The sequence below is a fragment of the Pyxidicoccus sp. M15 genome, from assembly GCF_056858435.1.
In genome coordinates, this window is sequence record NZ_CM166495.1 from 12,429,235 (window position 1) to 12,452,815 (window position 23,581).

Annotated in this window: 15 protein-coding genes; 10 read left to right on the forward strand and 5 right to left on the reverse strand. The window is 71.5% G+C overall.

Annotated features, from left to right (window positions below):
• Nucleotides 1-77: 77 nt before the first annotated feature.
• Together ACX9TP_RS46375 and ACX9TP_RS46380 are read left to right on the forward strand one after the other, a co-directional pair.
• Complete coding sequence (locus tag ACX9TP_RS46375; protein WP_482977144.1) at nucleotides 78-5,849, forward strand: AAA family ATPase; 5,772 nt, start codon at nucleotides 78-80, stop codon at nucleotides 5,847-5,849.
• Nucleotides 5,850-6,077: 228 nt separating this feature from the next.
• Nucleotides 6,078-7,343: a hypothetical protein gene (locus ACX9TP_RS46380; RefSeq protein WP_482977145.1), complete on the forward strand. Its 1,266-nt coding sequence runs from the start codon at nucleotides 6,078-6,080 to the stop codon at nucleotides 7,341-7,343.
• 64 nt (nucleotides 7,344-7,407) lie between these two features.
• Here the strand turns inward: ACX9TP_RS46380 and ACX9TP_RS46385 are convergent, their stop codons facing one another.
• On the reverse strand, nucleotides 7,408-9,642 hold the full coding sequence (locus tag ACX9TP_RS46385) for a M4 family metallopeptidase (protein ID WP_482982332.1): 2,235 nt from the start codon (nucleotides 9,640-9,642) through the stop codon (nucleotides 7,408-7,410).
• Between the two features lie 356 nt (nucleotides 9,643-9,998).
• Here ACX9TP_RS46385 and ACX9TP_RS46390 point away from each other — a divergent pair, with 356 nt between their 5' ends.
• Nucleotides 9,999-10,532, forward strand: a complete 534-nt coding sequence (locus tag ACX9TP_RS46390) for a hypothetical protein (RefSeq protein WP_482977146.1) — start codon at nucleotides 9,999-10,001, stop codon at nucleotides 10,530-10,532.
• Between the two features lie 43 nt (nucleotides 10,533-10,575).
• Here ACX9TP_RS46390 and ACX9TP_RS46395 read toward each other — a convergent pair whose 3' ends face one another.
• From ACX9TP_RS46395 to ACX9TP_RS46410, 4 genes are all read right to left on the reverse strand, one after another.
• Complete coding sequence (locus ACX9TP_RS46395; protein WP_482977147.1) at nucleotides 10,576-11,763, reverse strand: Rieske 2Fe-2S domain-containing protein; 1,188 nt, start codon at nucleotides 11,761-11,763, stop codon at nucleotides 10,576-10,578.
• A gap of 67 nt (nucleotides 11,764-11,830) precedes the next feature.
• The gene (locus tag ACX9TP_RS46400; RefSeq protein ID WP_482977148.1) at nucleotides 11,831-13,537 is read right to left on the reverse strand and encodes a GH3 family acyl-acid amido synthetase; all 1,707 of its coding nucleotides are present in this window, start codon (nucleotides 13,535-13,537) and stop codon (nucleotides 11,831-11,833) included.
• A 115-nt stretch (nucleotides 13,538-13,652) separates the two neighbouring features.
• On the reverse strand, nucleotides 13,653-14,426 hold the full coding sequence (locus ACX9TP_RS46405) for a hypothetical protein (protein WP_482977149.1): 774 nt from the start codon (nucleotides 14,424-14,426) through the stop codon (nucleotides 13,653-13,655).
• Entirely contained in the window at nucleotides 14,423-17,290 is a 2,868-nt protein-coding gene (locus ACX9TP_RS46410) for an FG-GAP-like repeat-containing protein (protein ID WP_482977150.1), read from the reverse strand. The genes ACX9TP_RS46405 and ACX9TP_RS46410 overlap by 4 nt, the downstream gene beginning before the upstream one ends.
• Nucleotides 17,291-17,456: 166 nt before the next feature.
• Between ACX9TP_RS46410 and ACX9TP_RS46415 the strand changes: the two genes are divergently transcribed.
• The 7 genes from ACX9TP_RS46415 (at nucleotide 17,457) to ACX9TP_RS46445 (ending at nucleotide 23,579) form a co-directional block, all read left to right on the forward strand.
• On the forward strand, nucleotides 17,457-18,392 hold the full coding sequence (locus tag ACX9TP_RS46415) for a fatty acid desaturase family protein (protein WP_482977151.1): 936 nt from the start codon (nucleotides 17,457-17,459) through the stop codon (nucleotides 18,390-18,392).
• Nucleotides 18,392-19,015 (forward strand): hypothetical protein, encoded by a 624-nt coding sequence (locus ACX9TP_RS46420; RefSeq protein ID WP_482977152.1) that lies wholly within the window; start codon nucleotides 18,392-18,394, stop codon nucleotides 19,013-19,015. The genes ACX9TP_RS46415 and ACX9TP_RS46420 overlap by 1 nt, the downstream gene beginning before the upstream one ends.
• A gap of 73 nt (nucleotides 19,016-19,088) precedes the next feature.
• Nucleotides 19,089-20,123 carry a DUF2169 family type VI secretion system accessory protein gene (locus ACX9TP_RS46425; RefSeq protein WP_482977153.1) on the forward strand — a complete coding sequence of 345 codons (1,035 nt, stop codon included), beginning with the start codon at nucleotides 19,089-19,091 and terminating at the stop codon, nucleotides 20,121-20,123.
• Nucleotides 20,124-20,194: 71 nt separating this feature from the next.
• The gene (locus ACX9TP_RS46430) at nucleotides 20,195-20,665 is read left to right on the forward strand and encodes a DUF4150 domain-containing protein (RefSeq protein WP_482977154.1); all 471 of its coding nucleotides are present in this window, start codon (nucleotides 20,195-20,197) and stop codon (nucleotides 20,663-20,665) included.
• Nucleotides 20,666-20,687: 22 nt separating this feature from the next.
• Entirely contained in the window at nucleotides 20,688-21,209 is a 522-nt protein-coding gene (locus ACX9TP_RS46435; RefSeq protein ID WP_482977155.1) for a DUF6484 domain-containing protein, read from the forward strand.
• Nucleotides 21,210-21,213: 4 nt separating this feature from the next.
• The gene (locus ACX9TP_RS46440; RefSeq protein WP_482977156.1) at nucleotides 21,214-22,521 is read left to right on the forward strand and encodes a TIGR02270 family protein; all 1,308 of its coding nucleotides are present in this window, start codon (nucleotides 21,214-21,216) and stop codon (nucleotides 22,519-22,521) included.
• Between the two features lie 32 nt (nucleotides 22,522-22,553).
• A complete protein-coding gene (locus ACX9TP_RS46445; protein ID WP_482977157.1) occupies nucleotides 22,554-23,579 on the forward strand; it encodes an AHH domain-containing protein in 1,026 nt (341 codons plus the stop codon).
• The last annotated feature ends 2 nt before the right edge of the window (nucleotides 23,580-23,581 follow it).

Genomic DNA, 23,581 nt, shown 5'->3' on the forward strand with positions numbered 1-23,581 from the left:
CGCTGGCGAGCGCCCAGGCAACGGCTCCCGGGAGTGCTCCGGCGCCCCACCATCCAAATCCTCAAGGAGGAGAATGAATGGAGGTGGAGAGTCGCGCGATGCTCCAGGCGCTCGGTGACGAGGGGTTGCGTGAAATCCACCGCGGGCGCCGCTACGTGGTGCTGCGCGGTTTCAAACAGGACGGCGAGCCCCTGGTCGTCAAGCGCGTGCTGTCCGGCCCGCTCGCCGCCGGCAGCATGGCCATGCTGCGCCACGAGTACTCGCTCCTGCGCTCCCTCAATGGCGAGGTGCCCGGCGTCTCGCGCCCGGTGACGCTGGAAGAGGACGCGGCGAGCGTGCCCTCCCTCATCCTGGAGGACGCCGGCCCGCAGAACCTCCAGGAGTGGCTGGGGCGCCGCCCGGTGGCCATGGACGCCTTCCTGGAGCTGGCCCTCCAGCTGGCCGGCATCATCGCCAGCCTGCACCAGCAGCACGTCATCCACCGCGACCTCAACCCCACCAACATGGTGGTGGGCGCCGGCAGCCGGCACGTCACCGTCGTCGACTTCGACCTCGCCACGCGCGTGGCCGGCCTGCCCCCCAGCCACGAGATGCCGGGGGAGCTGCAGTGGGCCCTGCCCTACGTAGCCCCCGAGCAGACCGGGCGGATGAACCGGCCCATCGACCACCGCGCGGACCTCTACTCGCTGGGCGCCACCTTCTACGAGCTGCTCACCGGGCTGCCGCCCTTCGTGTCCATGGACCCGGCCGAGCTGGTGCATGCCCACCTGGCGAAGCCGCCCGTGCCACCCGCCTTCGCCAACCCCGCCGTCCCGAAAATCCTCTCGGACCTGGTGCTGAAGCTGCTCGCGAAGATGCCGGAGGGGCGCTACCAGAGCGCCGAGGCGCTCCTCGCGGACCTGCTGGAGGCGCGGCGCCGGCAGGCCTCGGGGCCCGTGGGCTCGTTCGAGCTGGGCCGCGTGGACCTGGCCCGGCAGCTCACCTTCCCCCGGCGCCTGTACGGCCGGGGACGCGAGCTGGCGCGGCTGCGCGAGGCGCTGGAGCGCGTGCGCCACGGCCGCAGCGAGGGCGTCCTGCTCGCGGGCGAGGCGGGCATCGGCAAGTCGGAGCTCATCCGCGAGCTGGGCCGCCGCGCCGCGCCGGGAGACCACGTGCTGAGCGGCAAGTTCGCCATCATCCAGGGCAATGTGCCCTACCCGGCCTTCGTGGAGGCCTTCCAGTCCCTGATGCACCAGCTGGAGGAGCAGCCCCCGGAGGTGCGCGAGGGCTGGCGGCACCGGCTGCTCGCCGCGATGGGCCCCAACAGCCGCGTCATCAGCGACATCATCCCGGAGCTGGACGCGCTGCTGGGCCCCCAGCCCACGCCCCTCGCGCTGGAGCCGGTGGAGGCCGCGGCGCGGCTGCAGCTCGTCTTCCAGTCCTTCGTCCAGGCGCTCGCGTCCGCCGAGCACGTGCTCGTGCTGTTCCTGGAGGACCTCCAGTGGGCGGACCCCGGCTCGCTCCAGCTCCTCCACCACCTGGCCATGGACCCGGACTCGTGCCACGTGCTGGTGGTGGGCGCGTACCGGCCGCGCGAGGTGGACGAGGCCCACCCGCTGTCCCGGCTGCTGGCGTCCCTGCGCGAGGAGAAGGCCATGCCCTTCCGGACGCTCGAGTTGGCCCCGCTGGATTTGCCCGCCGTCACCGCGCTGTGCGCCGACACCTTCCGCTGCCCCCCCTCGCGGGCGCGCCCGCTGGCGGACTGCCTGTTGCGCAAGACGGCCGGCAACCCGCTCTTCCTCACCCGGCTGATGCGGCTGCTCCACCACTCCGGCCTGCTGGCCTTCGACCTGGAGCGCGGCGAGTGGCGGTGGGATCTGGACCGGCTGGAGCGGGTGCAGGTGACGGAGAACGTGGTGGAGCTGATGATGGCCACCATCCGCCGGCTGCCGGAGCGGGCCCAGCGCGCGCTGACGGTCTCCGCCTGCCTGGGAGACCGGGTGCAGCTGTGGCTCCTGTCCGCGCTGATGGAGGACCGTGAGGGCGACGCGGCCTCGGCGCTCTGGTGCCTGTTGCGCGAGGGGCTGCTCGTCCCGGAGCGCGAAGCCGGCAGGCTGCCGCGCGGCAACGGGCTCGGGACGGCCGACGTGCAGGCCCGGGAGGCGACGTACGTCTTCGCGCATGACCGGGTCCGCCAGGCGGCGTACGCCCTGCTCTCCGAGGACGAGCGGCGGCGCCTGCACCACGAGGCCGGGCGCCTGCTGCTGCGGGAAATCCGCGGAGACCTGCTCGACGACCGGCTCTTCGCGGCGGCGGACCACTTCCACCTGGGCCTGGAGCGGCCGGGCGGGACGGTGGACGGGATGGAGCTGGCCGAGCTCAACCTGCGCGCGGGCCTCAAGGCCAAGGGGACGTCGGCGTTCGGCGCGGCGCTGGTGTACCTGCTGCGCGGCATCCAGCTGCTGCCCCGCGAGCAGTGGGGCTCGCGTCAGGAGCAGGTCTTCCGCCTGCACAAGGAGGCGGCGGAGTGCGCCTACTTCTCGGGGGACGTCACCCTGGCCGGGGAGCTGATGCGCACCGCGCTGGAGCATGCGCCCTCGCGGCTGGAGAAGGCGAACCTGCACTGCCTCCTCGTGCTCGCCAATGCCATCAACGCCCGCTTCGACGAGGCGCTCCGGTGGGGGCTCGAGGGGCTGCGGCTGTTCGGCATGGAGCTGCCGGAGCGCGACTACACCCAGGCGCTCACGGCGGAGCTGGACCGGGTGGCCATCCACATGCGGGGCCGCACGGTGGAGGAGCTGCTGGACGCCCCGCGCATGGAGGACCCGGAGCTGCTGGCCTGTGTGCGGCTGCTGGCGGAGCTGGACAACGCGGCCTTCTACATCCACCCGGAGCTGTTCGGCCTCGTCAACACCCGCGCCCTCAACCTCACGCTGGAGCACGGCAACTCCCCCTGGGCGCCCGTGGTGTACGGAGGGCACGGGCTGATGATGACCCTGCGCGGGGGCGACCTGGTATCCGGCCATGCCTTCGCGACCATGGCGGCGGAATTGGGCCGGAGGCAGGGAGACCCCCGCCAGGAGTGCCGCGCGCTCATCTCGCTCCTGCAACTCAACTACTGGAGGAGGCCGCTGCGCACCAACCTCCCCCTGGTGCGCCGCGCCTTCGCGGTGGGGCTCGCCGGGGGGGACCTGCACTTCGCGGGCTATGCGCTCATCAGCGGCGCATCCACCGAGCTGACCCTGGGCATCGAGCTGCCCCGGGTGCTCGTCTCCATCGAGTCGTGCCTGTCCTTCTTCCGCAAGTGCGGCGAGCTGCCCATGCAGGACAGTGCCACCCTCATCCGCCAGACCATCCGCGCCCTCCAGGGCCATACCCGCCAGCCGGCCCGCTTCGATGACGACGACTTCGACGAGGCGTCCTTCCTCGCCAGGAAGGAGCTGGCGTCCCTCAACCGCGGCTTCCACGCCATGCTGCGCCTGCTCGTCGCATACCTGCTGGGCGACTTCGAGGAGGCCCGGAGGCTGGCCGAGCTGGCGGGCCCCCTCGCGGTGCACGTCCAGGGCTCGCACCGCATCCCCGAGTTCAACGTCGTGACGTCGCTGCTGCTGGTGGCCCGGTGTGACGAATCGCCGACGGGCCGGGAGGAGGCCCTGGCGCGCATCGCCGACAACCAGCGCCAGCTGGGCGCGTGGGCGGAAGCGTGCCCGGAGAACTTCCGCCACAAGCACCAGCTCGTGGCCGCGGAGGTGGCCCGGCTCGAGGGGCGGCACGTGGAGGCGATGGCCCTCTACGACGCCGCCATCGACGGGGCCCACGCCGAGGGCTTCCTCCAGGACGAGGCCCTGGCGAACGAGCTGGCGGGGCGCTACTACCACGCGCTGGGCCGCAGGCGCTTCGCGGCGCTCCACCTGCGCACCGCCCTGGAGGGGTTCGCCCGCTGGGGCGCATGGGCCAAGGTGGCGCTGCTGGAAGAGGAGTTCCCGGACCTGAAGTCCCCGGGCGGGAGGGCCTGGAGCGTCCCCGGCACCCCTTCGGAGGACGCGGGGCCGCAGGGCCCGGCGCTGGATTTGCGCAGCCTGCTCAAGGCCTCCGCGACGCTGGTGGGCGAGGTGGTGCTGGACCGGCTGCTGGAGAAGCTGATGGCGGTGTGCCTGGAGTCCGCGGGCGCGACGCGGGGCGCGCTGGTGCTGGACGAGGCGGGCACCCTGGTGGTCCGCGCGCTGGGCACCGTGGCGGAGCCCGTCAGCCTGGAGCACACGCCCCTGGTCTCCGCGAGCACCGTCCCCGCCACGCTGGTGGAGCACGCGTGGCTGACGGGAGAGACGCTCGTGCTGGGGGACGCGGCGCACCAGGGCCGCTTCGTCAACGACCCGCGCGTCGTCCAGCGCGCCGTGAAGTCCGCCCTGGCCGTGCCCATCCAGCGGCAGGCGCGGACGGTGGGCGTGCTCTACCTGGAGAACGACCTGGCCACGCACGCCTTCCCTTCCGAGCGCGTGGGCGTGCTGCGAGCGCTGTCCTCGCAGCTCGCCATCTCCCTGGAGAACAGCCAGCTCTTCGAGCGGCTCAACGTGGAGGTGCGGGAGCGCCGCAAGGCGGAGGCCACCGTGCGCTTCCTGGCGGAGTCGGGGCTGGCGCTGGCCGAGTCGCTGGACTTGGAGCTGACGCTGGCGAAGGCCACCCGCATGGTCGTCCCCTTCCTGGCGGACTGGTGCATGTTCATCGTCGCCGAGGACGGCGAGCGCGTGCGGGTGGCCGCCTCCGCGCATGCGGACCCCCAGAAGGAGGCCGGCATGCGCGCGCTGCTGGAGAAGTACCCGCCCGACTGGAACTCGCCGGCCTCCATCATGGGCGTGCTGCGGACGGGCCGCCCCCTGCTGCGCGCCGAGCTCACCGCCGAGGTGCTGGCGGAGGCGGGGCAGGGGCCGGAGTACGTGAAGGGCATCCTGGCGCTGGGCTCGCGCACGGCCATGCACGTGCCGCTGACCTCACGGGGCAAGACGCTGGGGGTCATCACCCTCGCCACGGGCGCGGCCGGCCGCCGCTACAGCGAGGCGGACCTGGACCTGGCGCAGGAGCTGGCCCGGCGCGTCGCCGTCTGCATCGACAACGCGCGCCTGTACCGCGCCTCCCAGGACGCCATCCGGCTGCGCGACGAGTTCCTCAGCGTCGCCTCGCACGAGCTCAACACGCCCCTCACGTCGCTGCGGCTGATGGTGCAGTCGCTCTTGCGCCACGCCCCCCGGGACATGCCGGAGGCCGCGGCGCGCGCCCTGCGCACGGTGGACGGCCAGTCGCTGCGGCTGGCCACGCTCATCGAGGAGCTGCTCGACGTCTCGCGCCTGCACGCCGGCCGGCTGGACCTGGACCTGGAGCGGGTGGACCTGCGGGACGTCATCCACCACGTGGCCACGCGCCTGCGCGAGCCGCTGGAGCGGGCGGGCTGCGCGCTGGAGGTGCGCGTCGAGGGCCCCATCCCCGGGCGCTGGGACGCCATGCGCCTGGGGCAGGTGCTGCTCAACCTGCTCTCCAACGCCATCAAGTTCGGCGCCGGCAAGCCCATCCTCGTCGAGGCCGGCGTGGAGCACGGCACGGCGTGGCTGCGCGTGAGGGACCACGGCATCGGCATCGCGCCGGACCGGCTGCCGCACATCTTCGACCGCTTCGAGCGCGCCGTGTCCGTGCGCGCCTATGGCGGCCTGGGACTGGGCCTGCACCTGGTGCGCGAAATCCTCACCGCGCTCGGCGGGAGCATCCAGGTGGAGAGCACCCTCGGCGTCGGTACCTCCTTCACCGTGGAGCTGCCGTGCGCCGGGCCGCCCCAGGAGGCGTCGGAGCCCGCGGACGTGGCGGGGCTGGCGCCCGGCTGAGCAGACGGACGGGCGCTGGAGCCCCCCGCCCCGGGTCCGCCCGCCAGGCAGGCGGGCGTCCTCGCGGGACACGCTCCGCCACCGGGTCGCCCGGGCCCCCGGGAGTGCGGCGCGGACCCGGGGCCTCGACGCTCGCCGGTGGGGACTGTTCCAATGCGCCGCCCAGGCACCGCGCGCGCCGGCCCCGCGACAGGGAGCCTTCGCGGCGCGTGGTGGCACGCCCACGCCATGCTCGTCCTCCGCCGCCCCGTCCTCCTCTCGCTGGCCCTCTTCGTCCTCGGCGCACCGTTCCGGGGAGGGCTGTGGCCCTCGTGGCTGCTGGCCCTCACGCTGGCGGTGCTCGCGCTCGATGAGCTGAAGCCCTCCGCCTATGTCGCGCGGGCGCCTCGGTGGCTGGCGCGGCCGTGGCTCGGCATCATCGGCGGCGCGGTGCTCGGCCTCGCCGCGCTGGGCTTCGGCGCGTGGACCTTTGGCCAGGTGCTGTGGCTGGCGGGCGCGGGCGTCTTCCTGCACGACGCGTGGAAGCGCGGCGAGCCGCGGCACCTGGGCGCAGCCCTGAAGCGCGCGGCCGAGGCGTCCGGGCCCTCCGAGGTGCTCCCGGCGGGAAGCGAGGCCGCGGGCTCCAGCAAGCGCGTCCTCCTCACGTTGGGGCTGTTCGCCGGGGCCTTCCTCCTGTCGGGGTACGGCAACATGCCCGGCGCGCCGCGGCTGGGGCTGGTGTGGCTGGCCGTCATCGCGCTGCTGGTGGCGCAGACCTTCCGTCCGGACCTGGCCGCGCGCCTGCCCGCGTGGCTGCGCCGCCCCACGCTGGGCGCGGCCGCGTGCGTCGTGTTCCTGCTCGTGGCGGTGTCCATCGGCAGCTTCACGCCGGGGTTCCTGCTGTGGGTGGCGGCCACCGCCGTCTTCCTGCGCGACGCGGCGCTGCGAAGAGAGCTGGGCCCCTTCGAGCCGCGGCTGCTGTGGCGCGGCTGGGGCCGGCGCGTGGCGGTGGTGGGCGTGTGCTTCGCCGCCATGTGCATGGCCGAGGACTGGGACAACAGCTACTCCACGCCCGGCTACTCCCACAGCAGCTCGTCTTCCAGCACGTACTACAACTCCCAGGGTGACCTGATGGAGCGCACCGTCACCACGCGCGAGTGGGTGCCGGGCAGCAACTTCGGCGGTGACACCACCGCGTGGGACTACGCCAACGGGCTGCCCGCGCTCGGGCTGCTGGCCGTGCTGGCCCTGCTCGCGTGGAAGGGGCCGGGACATCCGCTGCTGGCGCGCGCCGCGCCGCTCGCCGTCCTCGCGCCCCTGGGGCTCTGGGCCCTCTCCCACATCCTCGAGAACCACCGCATCATGAAGGGCTTCGAGGGCAGCAGCGGCCACGTGAGCGAGGGCGGCGGCCCCTGGTACTTCCTCTTCGGGCTCATCATCGCCGCGGTGGGCGTGGCGCTGCAGGGCCGCCGGACGCTCCCCGAGGCTCCGGCGGCCGCCACGCCCGTCCCCTGAAACGACAGCACCCGGGAGGCCTGAGAGGCCGCCCGGGTGCCGGTGCTTCATTCAGCGCTTGGGACTAGTAGTTGCCCAGCAGCGACACGCCCGAGTAGGCCGTGTAGCCGCGGATGTTCACGTAGTACGTGCCCGACGTGGTCTTCGCCGCCAGGCTGCACGACTCGGCGTTGCCAGACTTGTACGGACGGCAGTCGTACACGGTGGACGTCGGGGCGGAGTTGAAGCGCACGTACAGGTCCGCGTCACCCGTGCCACCGGAGATGGAGATGGTGGCGGCGGTGTTGGCCGGCACGGCCAGGGTGTAGTTGGCCGACACGGAGCCGGAGGCGCCGGACAGGCCCGTCTTCGGAACGCCGCGCGTCAGCACGTTGCCCGTCGGAGGCGTGCCCGTGGTGTACGCGCCCAGCAGCGTCACGCCCGAGTAGGTCGAGTACGCGTTGAGCATGACGTGGTAGGTGCCCGCCTGGATGTTGGTGATGGTGCACGTCTCCGCGTTGCCACCCTGGTACGGGCGGCAGTCGTACGTGGCGGAGTCCGGCGCGGCGCCGAAGCGCACGTACAGGTCCGCGTCACCCGTGCCACCGGAGATGGTGAACTTCAGGCTGGTGGCGCCCGTGGGGACGACCAGGGTGTAGTACTTGTTGTTGCCCGCGCTGTCGCCGATGCCCGTCACCGCGACGTTGTTGGTCAGCGGGGTGCTGGTCGGGGGCGGGGTGGTGACGCCCACGCCCACCGCTTCCCAGGCGGCCTTCACGGCATCCTGCGTGGCCTGGTCATAGCCCAGGTCCGCGGCGGCCTGGATGGTCCAGGTCTTCGCGTTCGCGAAGTTGGTGGAGGCCGTGTAGATGTCGCTGTTGGCCTTGTACCAGATGCGGGCGGCCTTCTCGACGCCGATGGCCGGCACGTTGATGGTGGAGCGGCCGCGCGGGTGCAGACCCCCCTTGGACAGCAGCGCGAAGGCCAGGTTGGGCACGCCGGAGCTGTAGTGCACGTCGGTGGACGACGTCACGTTGGCCGCCCAGTCCTTGGACACGCCGTCCTTGGCCGGGTCATCCATGTAGCGGAGCGCGTCGTTCGCGGTGCCCGGGGTCCACACGTCCTCGCCAACCATCCAGATGGCGGCGGCGGTGCTCCAGGTGCCCGAGGCCTGGCTCTCGCAGACGGCGGCGAAGGTGTCGGACATGGCCTCGTTCAGGCCACCGGACTGACCGGAGTAGGTGAGGTTGGACTCGTACTCCGTCACGGCGTGGGTCAGCTCGTGGACGGTGACGTCCGCGTCCTTGCCCAGCTCGATGGAGTTCACGCCATCGCCGTCGCCGTACACCATCTGCGTGCCGTCCCAGTAGGCGTTCACGTAGTTGGTGCTGTAGTGCACGGTGCTGGTGAGCGCCGCGCCCGCGTTGTTGAAGGAGTCGCGGTTGAACAACGACTTGTAGCAGTTGTACGTGTAACCGAGCATGTCGTAATTCATGTCGATGTGCGAGTCGCCCGTGGCGGCCTGGCCCTCGCTGCGGCGCAGGGTGCCCGGGGTGCTCGTGCCGTTGTTGGCCGAGTGCACCCGACGGTTGAGCGCCGAGTGGATCTGCGGGAAGCGCGCGGCAATCTGGCCGTCGCGGGCATCCACATAGACCAGGTCGACAAGCGGCATGCCGTCCAGCTGCGCGCCGGACACGCGGACTTCCCAGGCCAGGTGCAGCTTCTCGGCCTCGTCGCGCACGTACACCAGGCGGGGGGTGCCGGTGGCGCCGATGCCGGTGCCGGCGGTCGCCTTCACGGCGGCCTGCGCGGCGGCGGCGGCGGCCACGGTGGCCTTCGCGGGCAGCGCCACGCCGTCACGGGCGGAGCCGTTGGCCAGGTACACGGTGCCGTTGGGGCGAACGTGGACGAGGAGCTCGCCGTTCACCACGGGCAGGCCGTTCTTGGTCTGCGAGTAGCGCAGGTGCTGGTTGCCCAGCTCGTCCGTGCGCGCGCTGCGCAGGTACATGTCCTCCGGGCTCAGGCGGAACACCGGCGCCACGGCCGCCAGCGTCGGAGCCGCCGCGATGGCGGCCTGACCGACACCCATCGCCGTCAGCGAGCGCTCCACCTTGCCGAGCTCACCGCGGATGGTGGACGGGATGCCGTCCTCGTGAACGCCGATGACACCGGCGTTGTCGAGGGCACCCAGCGAAGCCTGGATGTCCTCCCCTCCCTTCCCCTGCCCGGACTCGTCACCCGCCGCGGGGTCGACCGCCGCGCCGCACGCAGTGAGAGCCAGGCCCAGCCATGCCGCTCCAAACTTCTTCAAGACTCGAATAGCCAACGAAATACCTCCAGGGAGAAAGGCCCGCTATTCCTGACACACCTGGAATATGAATTTCAAACCCCCAGTGCGTGATTTCTGTTTCAAAGTGTTTCGTTACTTGCGGAGGCTTGTTTTCCGAGGGGTGGGGACCCCATTTCGTAAATTTTATTTACGCTATTTTCCCTGTGGAACAAGAATGCTCCAGTCGATGTGTGGCCTGAAGACCACAATACTTCCCGTGAAAGGGATTGGGTGTGGCAGGGGCAGCGTCGCGTAATGAACCGAAATGGACGGCGGAAGAATCGTCCCCGGGGGCCCCCGTCAGAAGGGACAGAACGCGGCGCAACCCGCCGCGACTGGAGGCCGTCATGAACGGGAAGATGATTCGAGTGCTCGTGGTCCTCGCGATGTCCGTCGGGAGTCCGGTTCTCGCCGACGTGCACGGCGCTTCCAGCATCCGCGTCGGAGAGCCGTACGGGCGGGTGGAGAACAACCGCGCCGAGCGCGAGCGGCTCGCCCGCCTCGAGCGCGAGCGGCTGGAGCGGGAGCGGGTGGCTCGCATCGAGCGCGAGCGCAAGGAGCGCCTGGAGCGGGAGCGGATGGCCCGCATCGAGCGCGAACGGGCGGAACGCGAGCGCGAGCGACTGGCCCGCATCGAGCGGGAGCGGGCAGAACGCGAGCGGGAGCGGCTGGCCCGTATCGAGCGGGAGCGGGTGGAGCGCGAACGGCTCGCCCGCCTCGAGCGGGAGCGGGTGGAGCGCGAGCGGCTCGCCCGCATCGAGTGGGAGCGCAAGGAGCGCCTGGAGCGTGAGCGGCTGGCCCGCATCGAGCGGGAGCGCTGGGAGCGGGAGCACGGCCACTCGACGCGTGGGGGCACGGCCTACGGCTCGCGGCGCGGATGAGCGGCGGTAGGAGGACCGCGGGCCGCCGAGCGCGGCCCGTGGCTCAAATCCAGAAGGCCATGTCGCGCTCGGCCTCCTCGGGGCCGGCGCCATGGCCGCCCTCGCGCAGCCAGCGGCGATACGCCTCGATGTCGGCGTGGTGCAGGTCCGCCTCGGTGCCGGAGTAGACGCCACCACCGGGCCCGTCGAGCAGCGCCTCACGCTGGATGCCCATGATGACCACGTCCTGCTGGATGACCTGCCGCGTGTACCAGCGCACCAGCGGCTTCAGCGCCCGTCCCACCAGCGCCCCCGGCACGTCCACTGGCAGCCGGTAGCTGATGGCCGTGTAGACGAGGCTGTCCGTGGCGCCGACGGGGGTGCACTGCGAGTTGATGACGAAGCCGTGGTCTCCCCAGAGGTAGTCCACGCGGGTGACGTTGGGGACGTAGTACTTGTCCGTGTGGAGCAGCGGCAGGCCGCTCGGGTTGAAGAGGCGGCCGAGCCCGGTGACGGTGTCCTGCTCCTGCTTGTACGTCACCAGCACGCTGCCCGCGGTGCGCCGCACCGTGGCGGGGACGCGCCTGCTCGCCGGCTTCCGGAACCAGCCCGGGTGGACGAAGAGCGTATGCGGCACGTCCATGAAGTTCTCGACGAGGTTGGTCACCCCGTTCGGGAAGCGCGTCACCATGAAGTAGACGGTCCATCCGGGCTGTCCCCAGTACGGGACGCGGAACGGCCCGGCCCGGGCGCGCGAGGCGTCGGGGCCCCCCATGAAGACGAAGACGAGCCCATCCTGCTCCACCGTCGGGAAGCGCTGGAGTTGGCCCAGCTTGCAGGGCTCGGACTGGAGTCCCTCGCGCGCGCAGGCGTCCGCGTCCAGCAGCTCACTCCGCTGCGAGGGGCCGAGCGAGGGCACCTCCACCACCGCGCCGGACGCGTCGTAGACCCAGCCGTGGTACGGGCAGCCGAGGCGCCCGTCGAACACGGCCCCGCGTGACAGCCGCGCGTTGCGATGCAGGCACCTGTCGCGCAGGGCGGCGGGCCGGCCGTGCGCGTCGCGGAAGAGGACCACGCCCGTGCCGAAGAGGGTGCGCGCGAGCGGCGTGCCCGCCTTCAGCTCCGTGGAGAGACAGGCCACGTACCAGTAGTCCTTCAGCGCGCCACAGCGGGCCAGGTCGGCCTCCGCCTCGAGGTCCACGTTGGGCGCGCGGAGCGCCTCGACGGGTTGCAGGTGCAGGGGCTGTCTCATACGCGGACCTCGGAGAGGTGGTCGGACCCGCCGGGCTGGCGGTGCAGGTCCATGGACGGGAGCTGTCTCATGCGCGGGCCTCGGAGAAGTGGGCGGACCAGCCAGGCTGGCGGTGCAGGTCCATGGGCTTGATGTCGCCGGCGCGCTGGCCGAGCGCGATACAGCGGGCCTCGTAGCGGCGGGCCCCTTCCGAGACGCGCACGGCGCGCACCGGGCCGAGCTGTCCCAGCTCGCGCGCGTAGCGGTAGTGGTGGCCCTCGTGGAGCGCGCGTTCCACGGCGGCGGCCGCCTCGGCGAGGCGCGCGTCGGGCGCGGCCGTGTCCAGGAAGAGCCGGTAGGCGGGAGGCTCCGGCGCCGCGTGCCACTCGGGGGCGAGCATGGCGAAGGCGGGACGTGCGCCGCCGAAGAGGGCCGGGAGCTCGGCGTCCAGCACGGCGGCGACGCGCGTGGCGGCGAGCTTCTCCCCCACGAGGTCGCAGACGGAGTCCGCGCGGCCGAGGAAGCGCAGGCAGGGCGTGGCGTACCGGAAGCCCTCCACGCGCACGAGGTCTCCCAGCCGGTAGCGCAGCAGTCCGCCGGAGGTGGAGAGGAGCACCGTGTACGTGCGGCCCCGCTCCAGCTCGTGCGCGAGGCGCGGGCGCGCCTCGGGACGCTCGGCGTCGAGGAACTCGAAGAAGTGGCTGCGGACGGCGAGCACGGGCGCGGGCGCGTCGAAGAGGGGCACGGTGACGACTCCCTCCGTGGCCAGCAGGCCCTTGCCCTGCACCTCCACGCCCTCGAAGCGGCGGCACGCGGCGGGCACCGCGTGCGCGGCCTGCGCGTCCGTCCACATGCTGAGCAGGGAGAGGCGCGGCCACAGCGCGCGCGCCTGGAGGCCGTGGCGCAGGGCGGAGCGAAGCGCGGCGGCACGCTCCGGACGCGGGGGGAAGTGCATGCGGGAGAGGACCGAGCGGACCGCATCCGTCGACTCCAGCGAGGGGGAGTGAGGCGGGCCCCCCGCACCGGCCCCGGGCTCCGGCGGGCGGCAGGTGCCCCGCTCCAGGTCCTCCGCGAGCCGCTCCCCGTGCCGCTCCAGCGCGTCCATGAGCAGCGTAAGGAAGCTCGGGTTCCACACGCTGATGAGGGCCAGGTCCTCACGGGCGACGAGGTGCCACAGCGTCACATAGCGGCAGCACTCCACATCCGGCAGCGCGCCCACGGCTCCCGGCACCGCGAACACCCGCGAGAGCAATGGCCGCAGCGCGCGGGAGAAGTAGGCGCTGTCCTCCACGCTTCCCACCGCGAGTCCTCCGGACGTCCTATCCTGCTTGCGACCCATGGGGGAGATGGACCAGTAGCTCGGTCCGGTGCGGAGCACGGGCCGGTGGTGGAGCAACTCGAACAGCATGGGGGACAGGGCACGCTGGAACTCGTCCAGCAGCCCCGCCGTCACCGGCACCAGCTTGCTGGCACCGGAGGAGCCGCCCGACGGCTCGAAGCGCGGCACCGGCTCGCGAGTGAGCACGCGGGCCTCCCCGGCGGCGATGCGCGCCACGTCCGGAGCGAGGCCATCCGGCGTCACCATCGGCACCGCATCCTGGAAGTCCCGTGCGCTGCGCACCCGCGCGAAGCCCGGGATGCGCGCGGCCTGCTGGCTTCCCGAGGCGGCTCTCAGCACCCGGGCCAGACACTCCGCCTGCGCCGCCTCGGGCGCTCGCAGGGCACGGTGGAAGCGCAGCGCGGAAGGCGCGAGCGCGGCCCGCAGCCCGCCCAGCAGCACGGAAGAGGCCTTCACCGCGCGCCTCCCGCGAGCCGGTGCGCCCTGCGTCCGGGCCCGACTGGAAGTGCGGACGAAGCAGTCACGGTCCGGTGGGAGGATGCCCGCATGCATGCAGCCACGACGCGCCTCCTCACGTCCCCACGCGGACGCCCACCTGCCGCAGCCCGCGCCGCGCCCAGCCCCGGAGCTGCCCCCACACGCTGCGCCCCAGTGCCCGCGCGAGGTCCCACCAGCGAATCTCCACCAGGCACACCAGCTCCTCGCCGTCCGCGTGGCCGGGGTTGCGCTCGGCGAAGAAGGCGATGTGCGGGTGCGCCGCCGCGGCACGGTCGATGGGGGCAATGCCATCCCGCACGCGGTAGTGCGCGCCGTGGAAGCGCAGCGTGCCCCGCCCCGCGTCGTACTGCGCGCCGAACCAGCGCGTGGCCAGCTCGCGGAGGAAGTCCTCCCGTCCGGGCGGCGGTGTCCAGTCGCGCCGGGGCACCGTCCTGCCGAAGTAGTTCACCGCGAGCAGGTACGTCTTGAACCCGGCGCTCAGCAGCAGCCAGTGCAGCGGGCGCAGCGGCTTGCGCAGCTTGCGCGACAGCAGGAAGCGCCCGAAGCACACCTGCAACACCTTGTGTCCCCACCAGTCCGGATGGATGACGGTGTCACCCGAGTACACCACCTCCACCACGCGTCCCGCCGCGTACTCCTCCGAGACACGCAGGGTGCTGAAGCCCACCAACTCCGCGCCGCGCCGCGCGTGCAGCAGGATGACGTACTGCTTTTCCTCCAGGTCCTGGGCGAACCGCTCCGGCGACACGCCCGCGTAGCAGAGCTGCATCAGCGCCAGCATCTGCGCGCGCTGTGCCTCCGTGAGCGACTCGCGCCGCACCGTGGAGCCCTTGAGCGGAGACATCATGGCGTGACGCTCCCGCGCAGCGCGGCGGCCTTCGTCGGCTGCCGCAGCTCGTGGTAGCGGTCCGGCTCCAGCGTCACCTCCTGCACCGCGCCGCCGTACCAGTGCACCTCCGCCTTCACCGGCCCGGAGTGACGCCCCAGGCCGAAGTGCAGCCGGGGGTCCGACGAAGCGGAGAAGCCGCCCATCAACCCCATCTCACGCACCTGCTCCACGCGCCGCCCGTCCTCCACATAGGAGACGACGACGCGCGTGCCCACCGCGCTCCGGTGCGTGCCCGTGCCGTTGCCCACCAGCGTCAGCCCCACGAAGTGCGCCTCCGGAGCCGCCGCCCCGCGCAGCGTGTTGCGGTACAGCGACAGGGGCGCGTGCTGGTTGGTGACGAGCGCATCCAGGTCCCCGTCATCATCCAGGTCCGCCAGCAGCACGCCGCGCGAGTTGTCCGGGTCCTCCATGCCCAGCTCACGCGCCAGGTCCACGAAGTGCCCGGGCTTCTCGTCGCCCAGGTTGAGGTACACACGCCGCGCCTCGTTCGGGTAGATGGTGCGCCCGCGGATGTCGCCCCACTTGTCCGCGTACGTGTGCATCTCCGGCCCGGACTGCATCAGCTTGTGGTTGACGTACCAGTAGTCCTTGCGCTGGCCGTCGGGGATGCGCCACCGCGGCCCGTCCAGCCGGTCGTCCACCATCCCATTGGTCTGCACCAGGTCCGGCCAGCCGTCGTTGTCCAAATCACCGGCCGCCGCGCCCCAGCCAAAGCGCCGCTCGTTGAGCGCGCCACGGAAGGTGGCCTCGTCGCGGAACGTCGGAGTGCGGGCGTCCTCGCCCGGCCCCACCATCCACAGCAGGCTGCCCTCCGCCTGCAGTGAGTGGTGCACGTTGGAGACGTACACGTCCAGCCATCCGTTGCGGTCGAAGTCCGCCACGGACGCGTTCATGCCCTTGTACGTGTCCTTCCCAATCTCACCGAAGAGCCGGCCGGCGACGCGGCGGAAGTGGCGTCCCTGCTCGTTGAGGTAGACGTCATCCGGGCCGAAGTCGTTGGCCACGTACAGGTCCGTCCAGCCGTCGTGGTCGAGGTCCACCGTGCTCACCGCGAGCGACCAGTGCGTGTCCGTCAGCCCCAGCGCCTTCACGTCCACCTTCGCGAAGGTGCCGTCGCCTCTGCCCCGGTACAGCGCGTTGAGGCCGCCGTTGGTGGCGTCGTGCCAGCCGTCGTGCATGAAGCGGAACATGCGTCGGTCGTCCGGAGTCTCCGGCTGGGGCAGTCGGAAGAGGTTGAGCGGCACCGGCGGCGCGTAGTCCGGCAGGTGGGTCGTCAGTGCGTTGAGGACGAAGAGGTCCAGGTGCCCGTCACGGTCATAGTCGAGGAAGGTGAGCCCCAGGCTCACCGCGTGGTCCGCCACGCCCGCGGCCTCCGTCACGTCCTCGAAGCCGGCGAAGCTCGTCTCGCGCAGCGTGTTGCGCAACAGCCGCACCGGCCCGAAGGCCACCGCCACCGCGAGGTCCGCGTCCCCATCCCCATCCCAGTCCACGAAGGTGCCGCCGCCCGCCAGTCCCTCTTCCTTGTAGCGGGTGGCGAAGCGCTCCAGCGCGGGCACCGGCACGCGCTCGAAGCGGAAGTCGCCGAGGTTGCGGTAGAGGCCGGCGTGGTGCTCGGGCGTGGCCAGCGGGTGCGAGAGGAACAGGTCCAGCTTCCCGTCCCCGTCGTAGTCCCCCGTGGCCACCGCGTCGCCCACCGCCACCAGCCACTTCGCCACGTGCGCCAGTCGCGGGTCCAGTTCCTCCAGCGTGTGACCCATCGTGGAGCCCAGCCCCGCCGCCGCCACGTCCACGCGGTCCATGTGGAAGGACAGCGGCTTCGCGCGGACACCGGGCGCGGCGGCCACGGTGAAGCCCACGGCCATGACGGCGCCGAGCCCGCCCACCAGGCCCGCGCGCTTCAGGTACGCGGGGGACAGCAGGGCCCTGAGCGACGCACCCGCCCCGCGCCTCCACGCCGCGCGCGCGTGGAGGAAGAGGAAGCGCGCCGCCGCGCAGGTGAGGGCCGCGTAGAAGAAGGTGTAGACGCTCTCCTTCAGGTGCAGCACCAGGTCCACCAGCGTCACCGCCAGGGCCAATAGAATCTGCCCCCGCCGCGTGCCGGGCGAGGTGGCCGGGTCGGTGAGCATGTAGAAGACGAAGATGAAGAAGGACGGCGCGCCCAGCGTGCCGAGGAAGAGGACCTCCGGCGGCAGGTGGTGCCGCATGATGTACGCGCGCAGCGCCGTCTGCAGCGCGTAGAAGCCGAGGAAGCTGACCACCAGCCAGCCCCGGCCCACGCGGAAGAAGAAGAGCACCAGCGCCGCCATGAGGATGAAGGCGGACAGCGCCACGTTGCCGTTGGCCCACTGGTACGCGGGCGCCGCGGTGATGAGCTCGCGCGTCAGGAGCAGCGACAGCGCCACGCCGAACATGGATGGGTTGAAGACGTGCCGCCCCTCCACCGTGAGCACGTACTTGGAGCCGATGGCCAGCCACACCGGGAGGAAGAGCAGCCAGCTCGAGTGCGAGTAGTTGAGCAGCAGCGCCAGCGAGCAGCAGGAGATGTACGCGCTCAGCGGCACCACCTTCCGCCGCGCCAGCAGCCACCCGAGCGCCACGTCCAGCGCGCTGCCGGTGATGACAATCGTGGCCATCTGCCACGGGCTGCGGTTGAAGCCGAAGAAGGTGAAGCCCAGCACGCCGTAGAGCGTGAGGAGCGCCGCGAAGGGCAGGCGCGGGTCGTTCCACCGGGGCCACGTCCAGCCCCAGCGCTCGACGCGTGGTGTCGTGTGCAGCGGGGCGTACACCTGTGCAGCCAGGTTCGCCCCGGGTCCAGCGCTCATGATTCACCGCCTCCGGCCCTGTGCGACTCACGCCTCGGCACCAGACCGGGCAGGTCCGCCGAGCGTGCCCCGCCGCTCGCGGGCTGTCCAATCAGCATCGGGGCTTGCATCCGCCCTCCCCGCCTGTGCTCACTTCGTGCATCCGGTCCATGTCATGAGTGCCTCCATGCAAGCCGCGAGCACGGCGCCCGAGCCCCTTCCCCGACGCGCCGCGGTGCCATCCGCGCTGCTGGTGCGTGCCACCGTGCCGGGCCTGCTGCGCCTGGCCGCCGTCGAGTGGGCCTGGATGGGCGCGTGCTGGCTCGCGCTGGCGCGGTGGCCGTGGGCGGCGCCGCTCGCGGTGGTCGTCCTCGCCGGGCGGCTGCACGCACTGGGGGTCATCTTCCACGACGCGGTCCACCTGGGCGTGCGGCGCAAGGGCATGGGGCTGCGACTCGTGGAGGCGCTCGCGGGCTACCCTGTCGCCAGCACCTGGGAGTCCACGCGCTACCACCACCTGCGCCACCACCACGACGCGGGCCTGCCGTCGGACCCTTACCGCCGCAGGCCGCTGCACGGCTGGCGCCTGGCGCGCGCGTGGCTGCTCCTGGTGGGCGTGGTGCCCTTCTGGGTGCTGCGCGGGCCGGTGGGGCTGCTCGCGTGGGCGGTACCCGCGCTGCGCGGCCCCTATGCGCGGCTGTTCCTCCAGGCCCCACCGTCCCCGGGGCTCGGGGACTCGGACGAGGTGCGGGCCTGCGCGCGCTCGGAGGCGGGACAGGTACTCTTCCACCTCGGCGTGCTGGCGCTGGCGTGGCGCTGGCCCCAGGCGGTGGCCTGGGGCTACGGGCTGCCGCTGCTGGTGGCCTCGGGCTTCAACGCGCACCGGCTGCTGGCCGAGCACACGCCGGCGCAGGCGCGCGGGCGCACGCTGCGGGACGTGCTCGCGGTGACGATGGACCACGGGCTCGGGTGGCCGGGCCGGCTGTGGCTGGCGCCGCGCAACGTGGGCTGCCACGTGGTGCACCACCTGCACCCGCAAGTCTCACTGGAGCACCTGCCCCGGCTGCGCGCGTGGTACGTGGCGCGCTTTCCCACGCACTACCCTCCGCCCCGGCGCTTCTGATGCTCTCCCCGCACACCCGCGCCCTGCTCGTCGTGCTCGCGCTCCTCTGCGCCGGCGTCGCGCTGTTCTTCCGCCGCGCGCAGAACGCGAAGGGCGCGCGAGGCGGCCGCATCTCCGGGCCCAAGGTGGCGTGGCTCTTCTACGCGGTGTTCCTCTGGTTCCTCGTCTGCCCGCTGGTGGCGCTGGACGTAAACGTCCCCGTGGAGGCACGTGCGGTGCTCGGCGCGTTCGCCGGCTTCATGTGGCTGCGCGGCGCGGCGGAGTTGTACCTGCTCTACGTGACGAAGAGCTGGCGGCCCCCGTACGGCGTGGCGCACGACGTGGCGTGCATCGCGCTGGTGCTCGGCGGGCTGTTCTGGGGCCGCGCCCGGTGGCTGGGGACGCTGGGGGCACCGGACGTGTGGGCGCTGGCCTTCGTGGGACTGGTGCTGGTGAGCCTGTTCGTCGAGGTGGCGTACGCGGCGCTCTTCTTCCACGCGGTGGAGGGGCGCACCACGGGCGATGAGGGCATCTGGTTCGCGGACGAGGAGCAGGCGCGCTTTCGCCGCATCAACCGGCTGACGCTGGCGCTCAACGTGCCGCTGTACGCGGGGCTGGCGGTGCTGCTGGTGATGGCGCACTGACTTCGGGGAGGGCTGTTACACTGGCGCCTCCGCCCGAGCAGCCCGCACCTCCGGCACGGCGGCCGTGAGCGCCATGGGACATCCGACCCTCGAGAACGAGACCCCCTTCGCCTTCGACATGATGGGCCTCGCCGACGAGGAGGGGCGGCCATTGCTGCTGCTCGTGGTGAAGGCCACCTACGCCCTCGGCGACGCCGGGCTGAAGCTCGCGGACACCCAGGTGCCGGTGAAGTGGCGCGGCGAGGCCTGGGGCTCGCCCGGCGAGTCCAGCGACAAATACGAGCCGGAAGGGGCCTTCTTCAAGAGCGCCACGGACGTGGCGCTCATCGGCCACGCCTACCCGCCGCAGAAGGGCGCCACCGAGACACTGGTGGCCCTGCAGGTGGGCCCGCTGAAGAAGGCCGTGCGCGTGCTGGGTGAGCGGACGTGGTTCCGGAGCATGGGCCACGTCGCCGCGACGAAGCCGCTGCCCCTCGACAAGCTGCCCCTGACCTGGGAGCGCGCCTTCGGAGGGTGGGACAAGACGGACGCGGGGAAGCCCGCCTTCGAACCGCGCAACCCCGTGGGCACCGGCTTTCGCGCCAGCCCGCGTCACTTCGAGGAGGGGCTGAAGCTGCCCAACCTGGAGGACCCGGCGGAGCCGCTGCGCGAATTCGGACAGAGGGTCACCCCCGTGGGCTTCGGCTTCACCTCGCCGCACTGGCAGCCGCGCGCGAAGCTCGCGGGCACATATGACGAAGCCTGGAACAAGGCGCGCAAGCCGCTGCTGCCCAAGGACTTCGACCGGCGCTTCTTCAACGCCGCCGCGCCGGGGCTCGTCGCTCCCGGCTACCTGAAGGGGGATGAGCCCGTCGTCATCGCGGGGGCGTCACCGAAGGGCCGGCTCGCCTTCTCGCTGCCAGGGCAGGTGGCTCCGGTCGTCACCGCGGCGCTGACCGGCGGCGGGGACTCGAAGCCGGAGATGCGCCTGGACACCGTCATCCTCGACACGGACGCGGAGCAGGTCCTGCTGCTGTGGCGGGGGCATGTAGTCCTCGGTGAGGGCATCCATGACGTGGAGGAGCTGCGGGTGACCGCCGAGGGTGTGTCCCGGCGTCGCAAGGCCTGAGGATGTTCAGGCGGGTGCTCGCGCCGCGTCGCCCCGAGGGGGTAACGTGTCCCTTCCTGGAGGTGGACGCGATGCCCGTCAATACCGGTGTGAACAAGATGTCCGTGGTGACCAAGGACAGCGGCGGTGTCACCTCGGCCTTCCCGGACGTGTGCAAGACGCCGAGCCCCGCCGGCCCGGTGCCCATTCCGTACCCCAACATCGCCCAGTCCTCGGACACCGACAAAGGCACCAAGAAGGTGTCCGTGGCCGGCAACCCGGTGTGCGTGAAGGACTCCAACTTCAAGACGAGCACCGGCGACGAGGCGGGCACCGCGGGCGGCGGCGTGGCCTCCAGCAAGACGAAGGGCAAGGCGGAGTTCGTCAACTTCTCCTTCGACGTGAAGTTCGAGGGGAAGAACGTGGCGCGCGCCTTCGACCTGATGCTCCACAACGACAAGAACACGCCCCCCTTCCCCGTCATGCAGGGGCCCATCGTGGCCATGGGCGGCCCTCCCGAGAAGCCCAAGTGCACCACCTGCAAGGAGCACTTCGAGGAGTGACGCCGCTCCCGGGTCCCCACACATGAGCTCCTCTTCCGACAGGCTTCCCTTCTCCGCCCTCCCTCCCGCGCAGGAGCCCATCCTGGGCAGCCGCGCCGGCCAGCTCGTGGGGCTCGACGCCTCCCAGACGCTGCTGGTGGACTACCCGGGCAACACCGCGGGCCCGCTGCCCGCCCGGCTCGCGGTGGCGGTGGATGCGAAGACGCTCCAGTCCGCCGTGGCCCAGCGGCAGAAGGTGGTCCTCCTCTTCGAGAACGGCGACCCGCGGCTGCCGTTCATCATGGGGCTCATCCAGGAGCCCACCGCCACGCCGCTCCTGGACGCGCTGCTGGAGAGCCCTCCCGTGGAGTCCCGGCCGTCCATGGAAGCCAAGGTGGATGGCAAGCGCGTGCTCATCGAGGGCCAGGACGAAATCGTCCTCAAGTGCGGGGAGGCCAGCATCACCCTGCGCCGCAACGGCAAGGTCATCGTGAAGGGCACGAACCTCGAATCGAAGGCCACCGGCATCCACCGCATCAAGGGTGGCTCGGTGGAAATCAACTGACACGATGGCCGAGCACGCCGGGCGCCCACTGCGGTGGGACATCTACGAGACGTACCTCGACGAGGCGGCCTTCCGCTGGAGTCAGTGGGAGAGCGCGCTCGACGCACCCGACTTCACCCTGGGGGAGGTCGCGGAAGTCGAGGAGCGGTTCTCCGCGCACCTGGACGGCCTGGTGCTCGGAGGCACTCCCGTGGCCCATCGCCTGCTGGAGCCCGCGCTGGCCTCGGAGGAGCCCGAGCGCCTCGTCGCCGCCGCGCTGGCCCTGCTGCGCGGAGAAGAGCCTCCCGGGCCCGCCGCCGTGCTCGCCGCGCTGCCCGTGGCCGAGCCCCCCGCGCTGGCCGGCCTCCGTCGCGCGCTCGCGCTGGCCCCCTCCGCCGTCATTCCCACGGCGCTTCCGGCGCTCCTGGAGAAGGAGGACGCGGCTCCCGGGCTGAGGGCCCTCGTGCTCGACACCCTGGGCACGCACGGGAAGCTCACGGCGGCGCTGTGCGCGCCGTTCCTCTCCCACCCCGCGCCGGAGGTGGCCGCCGCCGCGCTGCGCGCCGCCAGCCGGGCGCGGTTGCCGCTGGAGACGGCGCTGCTCCAGCGTGCACTGGACTCGCAGGTGCCTGACCTGCGTGACGCCGCCCTCCAGGCGGGGCTGATGGGGGGCGCTCACGGGGCCTGGGCGGCCTGCAGGGCGCTGGTGGATGCCCGCGCGCCCGGTGGAAGGTTTCCCATGCTGCTGCTGGGGCTGGGCGGTGAGGAGCAGGACGTGAAGCGGCTGCTGGAGCTGCTCCCGGACACGAAGCTGCGCGGGGATGCGCTGTGGGCGCTGGGCTTCTCCGGGCGACTGGCCGCGGCCGACGCCTGCGTGGCGATGATGCGGGAGGAGCCCGTCGCGGCGCTCGCGGGTGAGGCCTTCAGCGCCATCACCGGGCTGCGCATCGAAGGCGCGCATGCCGCCGTGAAAGAGGAGCCGAAGGACGACGACCTCGACGCGGACCTCACGCCCAGGCCGGAGCACTCACTGCCGAAGCCCCAAGCCGAGCAGGTGGCGTCGTGGTGGAAGGAGGCGCGGCCCCGGCTGGACGGGAAGCAGCGCTACCTCGCGGGTCAGCCCTACACGCCGCAGGTGCTGGTTGAAGCGCTCGTCAGCGCGTCCATGCGGCGCCGCCATGCGCTGGCCCTGGAGCTGGCGCTGCGCAGCCGGGGGGCGCTCCAGGTTCCGACACGTGCGTTCGTGGAACAGCAGCTTGCCGGGTGGAGGGCCGCCCGCGGGGCGCCAGCCACCTCGTTCAGCCGGCCCTTCGCCGAGGGGCTTCGAGGCTGAGGTACAATCTCGGGTAGTGCAAGGGGTGCTCCATGGCCAAGAAGAAGCACTACAAGTCACTGAAGGATCGGCTCAAGGACCACGAGAAGGAGCCCAAGGAAACCGGCTGTATCTGGAATCACACGGCATACGGCAGGCAGAAAGGGAGCTGGGAAACGCACCCCTGCTACTACCCGAATAACGGCTTCAAGGTGTCGGAGGGATCGCGCTCCGCCATGTACGTCCCGCCTCAGGACAAGGTCGACGAAGTCAATCGCGAGAGGAAGAAGATTCGCGAGGAGGCTGCGAATCAGCACCGGGAAGAGGTCAACAAGGCCCGCGAAGAGGCGACTCGGCAGCAGGAGCGCCGGGCCAGCGGAGAGAAGCTCGGCTGGCTGGACACACAGACTATTTTCAGGGCCGTAGACCGATTGAAAGTCCTCACGGCGCGTAACTTCTTCAAGAAGCACATCGCTGGCTATGGCGAGCCCCTACACCGGCTCTCCCTCAACGAAAAAGCATGGAACGTGGGGCACGCCCTCGATAAGTCGCTGGTCACGAGGGAGTACCTCGGTAGCCATGGCTACGTGCATACGAAGAAGAAGGGCGTCAGCCAGCCCATGAACTTCGTTCCGGACAAGCATGGTCAGAATGTGGGCGCGTGGTACCCGTATGATCACGAGCACCACCACATCATCCCGCGCGATGCGCTCAAGTCCGCGCTCCTGCGAAATGCGAAGAGCGTTCCCTTCGAGCGCCGGGTCTCGACCCTCTGGGAGTCGAAGTGGAACATGCACAACCCGGACAACATCATCCTGCTGCCCGACAACCCGGTCGTGGCGAGAATCCTCAACCTGCCCCCTCACTGCCCGTGGGGAATGAAGGGGCACAAGCTCTACTCCGACATGGTCGAAGGCAAACTTCGAGAAATCGCCGAAGAGATGGAAGCGAACTTGAGCGAGGATGGAGAGCCCCACGAGGTGGAGAAGAGCGCTGGAAAAAAACTCCATAAGAGCCTGGACGACCTGTCGCTGCTTCTGTTCGAGCAGACCCAAGAGAATCAAGTCTTCCTCTCCTGATT